Here is a 7,290-nt window from a genome sequence, read left to right as displayed (position 1 = left end):
AGCTCCCGGTAGCCTTCCGGTACCTCGTCCGAGCCTGACAGGAAGATGCGCGGCTCACGGCCCAGTATCTCGCGCCGCAGGCTGAACTCGACTTCGCGCAGGCCTTCGACGATCGCTTCGTGCAGCCGTGCGACTTCGTCTGGGTCGTTGTAGACCCGCTGACGGTCCAGCGCACGCATAGCGGCGATCACGGCGTCCAGGTCGCTGGCGTCGACCCCGGCTTCCTCCAGAATCTCGCGCAGGGCCTCGGCATCGGCCCGCCGCTCACCCAACTCGCGGCGGAACTGGCGTGCCTCGTCGGGCGAAAGCCTCCCACCGCCCGGGCGGCCGGACTGGGCACCCGGCGCGAACCCCTCTCCGCCCGCCTGACCACCCGGCTGCGGCTGCCCGCCGGGCTGACCCTGTTGGCCGGGCTGCTGGCCCTGCTCGCCGCGCTCGCCTTGCTGCTGGCCGCGGTTGCGGTTCGGGTCCAGCCTGCGGCCCAGAGATTCGGCATCGGCGCGAAGTTCGCCGGCCCGGTCCAACGCTTCCTGCGAGCGGTCCTCGGAGCCCTCGCCGGTCGCCGCCAGGGCGCGCTCCAGACGTTCCTCCAGCGACTCCAGGTCGGTGCGGATCTGCTCCTCCTGCAGCCGCGACTGAGCCGTGTCGATTCCCAGCAGGCCCGACGAATATCGAATGCGCTCTTTGAGGCGGTCCCTGCGGATCCCACCCGCGGCTTCAGACAATCGCTCGGCGGCATCGCGGTCCTCGCGGCGAAAGTCGGCGGCCAGTCTGTCGAGTGACTGCTCCAGGCTCTCGGCTTCGTCGGCCATGGCGGTCTTCCGCTCCTGCAGACGGCGCCGGGTCTCGGCATCCTCGGTCCCCGGTCCGACGGACTCGGCGTCTCTTTGCACGCGCTCCTGCTCAGCGCGCAGCTGTCTGGCGCGGTCCAGGGCGCTCTCTGTGTCAGCGGAGAGGCGGTCGGACTGCGCCCGTTCCAGGCGGCGACGCGCCTGATCCAGCCGCTCGAGCGCCCGGCCCGCGTCGGCGGCACCGCCGGCGCCCGACTGCGTGGCTGACTGCCGCATGGCCTCGGCGGCTTCGCGCATCTGCTCGGCCACCCGGTCCAGTTCGGGAGATCGGCGTTCACGGGCCAGCCGCTCCAGCTGCCGCGCTGCTTCCTCGGTTTCTTCGGCCAGGTCGCGCTGCTGCTCGCCTCCGCCACCGCCCCCACCGGCCTGCTGCTGCGCCGCCTCCCGGCGCCGGCGTTCGGCCTGCTGCTCCTGCCTGCGCGCCAACTGCCTCAGCTTCTCCAGCGCCTCGTCCACCTGCTGCTGGGCTTGCTCCTCCTGGCCGCGCTGCACCGTCTCGTACTGATTCTTGAGCTTGTCCAACTCCAGTTCGAACAAGTCCGCCAGATCCTCGGCTGTCGACTGCCCGCCTCCGCCCTGGCCCTGCTGGCCCTGCGCGATCTGAATCTCCTCGAACGCGTCCTCAGCCCGCTGCAGATGCTTGAGGGCCTCCTGCTCCGGGCTCAGCGCGTCCCGCACGCGCGTCTCCCGCAAGATCTCCAGAGCACGGTCCATGGCTTCCATTGCCTTGGGAAGCGCCTCGGCGATGATCCCGAAGCCGGGATCGCTGTCGGCGATGCCGCGCGACACCATCTGCTGATGCAGCCGCTCGACCTGCTCGCGCAGCCGCTCCTGGCTCAGAGTGATCGTCACCGCATTCTCGGAAAACTCACCCGTCTCGTATGACTCCCGGTCCCGGTTGAGGTTGAAGGTGGCCGAGATTATCTGGCGCTGAAGCAGCGACAGGGCTGTCTGCGGACCGCCTCCACCACCACCGCCTCCCGGCGGCCCCTGCTCGGCCTGCCGGAATTCGCGCCTGAAGGGCCGCACCTGAACGAAGTACATGTCGCTGATGGCAGGCGAGGCGCCGTCGATCCGGTTCCCGTCCCGGGCCACAGCGTAGTAGGAGACGAAGTCACCCGTCTCCAGGCCCAGCTCTTCGAGGAAGAATGTGTGGCCCGCCGTGACTTCACGTCCCGCAGCGCCGCCCGAGACCAGGCTCAGCGTGTCTTCGTCCTGCCCGTTGACGGAGTAGACGAGGTCTAGCGTCCGGATGCCGTAGTCGTCCTCGGCGTGGGCTTCGACGTAGACCTCTTCGATGGAGCTGGCGCGGGTGTCGCGCCCCGGCGTCCGGAACGATACGGAGGGCGGCAGGTCGGCCAGCACGTCGATCGTGAAGTGCGGTGAAGACTCCACGCGCTCCCCGCTGTCACGCAGCAGTTCGATCCAGTAGAACCCGGGCTCGCCGACCGTGAACTCGCCCAGAAGCTGGCCCGTCTCGGCCACCGTAAGATCGGACTCGGTACCGTCTACGACTACCACCCCGCCCGGAGTGGGGATCGTGGAAGTGGCGCGCAGAATCACGCGTGTGCCGCGCAGGGCAGCCACGTCGCCGCCGTCTTCCACGATGCGGGGCGGCAGGCCCGTGTAGGCTGGGAAGCGGTACTCGAGCTGCAGCTGGTCCACGAAGGGCAGGTCGGCCACCGCGATCCGGAAGCTCTCCGACTGCACGCCGGAGGAGCGGACGAAGTATTCCGCCTCCTCTCCGAGGCCCAGCAGCATGGCCTCGAAGCCGCCGCTGTCGGCCGGAATCATGGACAGAGGCCGAGCCTCGGTGTCCGACTCGTAGCGCACGAACAGCTCGGCATCGGCGGACTCGAAGCCGACGAGGTTGGCGCGAATGCTGGCGTCGGCGCCGCGCACGATCGTCGTGTCGCCGGGCTGCACGTCTATGGAGAAGGGGTTCAGCTCGGCCGCGGCCCGCGTCGGGGTGAGCACGGCGAGGGCGCCCTGCCTGAGGCTTAGCGGCGAGATGGCGTACAGGCCGGCCAAGAGGATCGCCACGCCGGCCAGGGCTCCGCCTGCGCGGCGGATGGCGGTCCGGTCGATGCGGCGGCCGAACTCTACGGCCTTGGCCCGCCGGACGGCTGAGTCGATCAGGCCGTCCACCAGACTGGAATCGGCTTCGGAGGCTGAATCTCCGGCCGCAGCTGCGGACGACGGCGCTCCCGCTTCCAGCGCGGTCAGGACGGCGCCCTCCACATCGGGCTCGTTCTCCGCCAGGTACAGCGCCACGCGCTCGTCCGTCACCTTCCGCAGCAGAGGCCACACCATGAGCCACAGCGTCAGGCCACCGATGATCGCCCAGCTCAGGATGCGGAAGATCAGAACGGAGGACTCGGAGAACCGGCTCGCCGTGATCCCCCAGGCCGACAGTGCCAGCGCCAGCCCGGCGACCGCGCCTACGATGACGGCTCCCCGTAGCACTCGGCCGGCGCGCCAGCGCCTGCGGACACCGCCTACAAGGCGCAGAATCTCGCCGTAACTGGATGCGCGTGTCGTCTTCATGACCCCTCCCTAACGCCCCTCGGTGACACCCGGTTTGAAATAACAGTTTCCGCGATCAGCAAAACGAACGCGCCCATAAGTAGATAGCGCCACAGAGACTGACGCTGTTCCCGGTCAGCGGACGTTATGCCCGCCTGCTCCACGGACAGGTCGCCGTCCCGCTCGTCGGCCCTGAGCGAGGCCGCGAACTCTTCCACGTCCAGGGCGGCCAGCTCGGACTCTGTCCGGTTCGCGTTGACCGCCACGGCCAGGCCTTCGCCCGGACCCGACCCCGGCACCCGAAACTCATAGAAGCCCTGCTCGGCCAGTTCCAGGAAACCTGGCTCGGCGGATCGGTCCAACTGGTCGCCGCCAGGTGCCAGCACGGCCCTGTCCGTCAGGCTCTCGTCTTCGCCCAGGCCCGGAAACTGAGCCTCGATCAGGTCGGCGTCGGCCAGATCCATAATCTGACCTGCCGTGAACCAGGGTGAGGCTGCGCGCCGGTTCTCCAGATGGCGCGACAGCTGATGGACGAGCGGCAGAAAGACGGGCTGCAGAGCCACGTCGTTCCACGTGGCGTCCAGCGTGCTGGTCCAGATAAGCACCCGTCCCCGGCCATAGCGATGCTCGATCAGGGCCGGACTTCCGTCGTCAAAGCGGGCCAGCACCCGCGGGCCTCGCGCGCCTGATGCGGAGCCAGCGCGGGCCGCGGCTCCGGTCGCGCCAGCCGTTTCCGAAGGCACGAACGCCCGCGTGCGGAAAAAGCGGCCGCTGGCCAGGTCGCCGCTCTGCGCGCCGGCGAAAATCTCGAACACCGGATGGCTGTAGTCCACGAAGCCCAGACGGAGCTCGCCGCCCGTCGGATCGGTGACGCGTCCCGGCGTGCCGCCCAGCCATGACGCGTCCTCGGGGCCCCAGCGGCTGCGAGGCCCGAGCGCCACGAGCAGGCCGCCGCCGCTCTCCACGAAGCCTTGAAGCGCGTTCCGGCCCGCGCCCGTGGGCAGCTCCGAGCCGTGCAGGACCGCGAACGAGCGCCCGGCCAGGTCGGCCGCCGACAGGCGCGAGGCGGTGACCTGATCGACCCGCATGTTCACGTCGTCAGAGATCTCCAGCGCACGCCGCAGGTAGAGACTCGAGCCGCGCGAGCTCACGATCAGGGCCGACACTCTGGGGCTGGGTGAGACCACGAAGTTGAGCTGGTCGTCCGCGCTCAGCGGATCGGGCGTCAGACTAACGGTGCCCCGCATACCGGCGGCGGACACCGTGAAGGGCGGAAAGGCGAGGCTCTTCACCTCGCCGGCTTCCAGCTCCACGCTCTCACGGCCGATCTCCACTCCGCCCACGTTGAGAGACACGTCCACGCTGGCCGCGTCAGCCACCGCGGCCGACACGGTCGCCGTAGCCCGCACCCGCTCCTGGTTTTGGAAGCGCTGCCGAGCCAAAGCGACGGACCGCAGCACCGCGTTTGGCTCGTCTCCGTCACCCACCTGTAGCGGCCGGATCTCGGTTCCGGGCGGCATCTGATCGAAGTCCGCCGCCTGCCAGTCGCCGCGCTGAAAGTCGCTGATCACGATCAGTTCGCGGTTGGCGTACTGCGACACGTCGAGCACGGAGCGGGCCAGGCGAAGGGCCGGCCCGTAGGCAGTGAGCAGCGATCCGGGCGCACCGGCCAGAGCGGCCGTAAGCGCGGCTGGATCGGGCGACGAACGCACGGCCAGCCGGGCTCCCTCGTCGAACAGCACCAGGCTGGCGCGGTCGCCGTCTCGCATTCCGCTTACCGCGTCTCGGGCCTCGGCCAGAGCCTCATCCCAGCGCCCCTCGTAGCCCATGCTGTACGACTGATCGAGCAGGATCACCGTTTCGGTTGGCCCCGGGCCGCTGGCCGCACCCAGATCCGAGTCCTCGAACAGAGGACGGGCGAAAGCCAGGGCCAGAAGGGCGAAGGCCAGCAGACGGGCCAGGAGCAGCGGCCAGTGATGTACGCGCTGTTTGCGCGTGACCTTCACCGGCAGATCCTCCAGAAACATCAGAGACGGAAAGCGGACCACGTTGCGCTTGGTCTTGTGCGTCAAATGGATGAGGACCGGAATGGCCAGGGCCACGGCGCCCAGGAGAAAGGCCGGACCGAGAAAACCGAGGCCCATCAGCGGCTTCCCAACCGGCTCGCGATCGGCCGAAGTCCGGCGACGCGCATGCTAGCGCAGCCTCATGAAACGCTGACGCGCGGTCAGGTACTGGAAAAGCGCCTCGCCGATGGGGCGGTCGGTGCGGACCAGCTCGTAGTCTATCCGGCCACCGGTCAGCTCCTCGCGCAGCCGCTCTGTATGCGCCGACATGAGCTGCTGATAGCGATCCCGGAACTCCTCGGGCACTATCTGCCGCTGCGCGCCGGACTCCAGGTCCTCGAAGCGCGTCGGCCGGTCGTAGGGCAGATCCAGCTCGGCTCCGTCCAGGACGTGGAAGGCGATTACGTCGTGGCCGCCCGTGGCCAGCCGCTTTAGCGAGGCGCCGAGACGCTCTGTCTCCTCATAGAAGTCGGAGATGACAACCAGGATTCCGCGCCGTCTGAGGCGCGCGGCCACGGCGTCAACGGCGTATGCGAACGAGCCGCCGCCTTCGGGCCCGGCCCGGTCCAGCGCGGCGAGGACCAACTCCAGGTGGCCGGCCGCGGCCGGCACATAGTCCCGCAGCTCACCGCCTACCAGCGCGCCGCCCACCCGGTCACCCTGACGGCGCGACAGGGTCGCCAGGCAGGCGCCCAGGATGGCCCCGTAGCGCAGCTTGGACAGGCTGCCCGAAGCGAAACCCATGGAGGCCGAAGTGTCCAGGACGACGACCAGATTGGCGTTGGTCTCGGCCTCGAAGCGCTTCACGTAAAAGCGGTCCGTCCGCGCGTAGAGCTTCCAGTCCAGATTGCGGATGTCGTCGCCGGGCATGTAGGCCCGGTGCTCGGCGAAATCGATCGACAGGCCGAGGTAGGGAGACCGGTGCAGGCCCTGGATGAATCCGTCCACGACGGTCCGGGCCAGCAGCTCCAGGTTCTGGATACGGCCCAGAACCTCCGGATCTGCCAGATGGGCGCTTCTCGCCCCGGCCGCCGAGCGGCCGGCCGGTCTCGCGGTCAGGGCCATGCTACATCCCTGATGAGGGCTGCGGCACTGCCTCGAGCAGGTTCTCGACGAGGCGGTCGGTGGTCATGCCCTCCGCGTCGGCGTGGAAGTTGGTCAGCACGCGGTGCCGGAGAACCGGCGCCGCCAGCGCCCGCACGTCCTCGAACGTCACGTGATAGCGCCCGCGCGTGATGGCGCGCGCCTTTCCGCCCAGAATCAGGTACTGAGCCGCCCTGACCGACGCGCCGTAGGCGACCCACTTCTTGATGAATTCCGGCGATCCGTTGGGATTCGGGCGGCTGGTCCGCACTAGCTGTACGGCGTACTTGAGCACCTCTTCGGCAACCGGCACGCGCCGGATCAGCTCCTGAAACTCGATCAGATCCCTGGCGCCGATCGTGTGCGAGTAGTCCTCCACGATCGGACTCGTCGTGGCCCGCACGACCTCCAGCTCTTCGTCCTCCGGAAGATGGTCGATTCGAATCTCGAACATGAAGCGGTCCAGCTGCGCCTCGGGCAGCGGATACGTGCCCTCCAGTTCGATCGGGTTCTGCGTCGCGAACACGTAAAACGGCTCCTCGAGCTGATACGTCTCGCCCTGCACCGTGACGCGGTGCTCCTGCATGGCCTCCAGCAGCGCCGCCTGCGTCTTGGGCGGCGTCCGGTTGATCTCGTCGGCCAGCACGATGTTGCTGAAGATCGGACCGGGCTGGAACACGAGGTCACGATCGCCCGTGCTGCGGTCCGTCTGGATGATCTCCGTCCCGGTGATGTCCGACGGCATGAGGTCAGGCGTGAACTGG

At 68.7% G+C, this 7,290-nt stretch carries 4 protein-coding genes; all 4 read right to left on the bottom strand.

All coding sequences use genetic code 11. The features are described from left to right. Window positions 1-3,398: DUF4175 family protein (locus ABFS34_15175; GenBank protein MEN8376768.1), on the bottom strand; the 3,398-nt coding region annotated here is incomplete at its 3' end. Then, complete coding sequence (locus ABFS34_15170) at window positions 3,395-5,521, bottom strand: BatA domain-containing protein (protein ID MEN8376767.1); 2,127 nt, start codon at window positions 5,519-5,521, stop codon at window positions 3,395-3,397. The genes ABFS34_15175 and ABFS34_15170, both read right to left, overlap by 4 nt. 51 nt (window positions 5,522-5,572) lie before the next feature. Further along, complete coding sequence (locus ABFS34_15165) at window positions 5,573-6,508, bottom strand: DUF58 domain-containing protein (protein ID MEN8376766.1); 936 nt, start codon at window positions 6,506-6,508, stop codon at window positions 5,573-5,575. 1 nt (window position 6,509) lies between these two features. Continuing rightward, the coding region (locus ABFS34_15160; protein MEN8376765.1) for an AAA family ATPase at window positions 6,510-7,290 on the bottom strand (781 nt) is incomplete at its 5' end.

This window comes from Gemmatimonadota bacterium (assembly GCA_039715185.1).
Classification (GTDB): domain Bacteria; phylum Gemmatimonadota; class Gemmatimonadetes; order Longimicrobiales; family RSA9; genus DATHRK01.
This window is presented reverse-complemented; position numbering and strand designations above follow the sequence as displayed.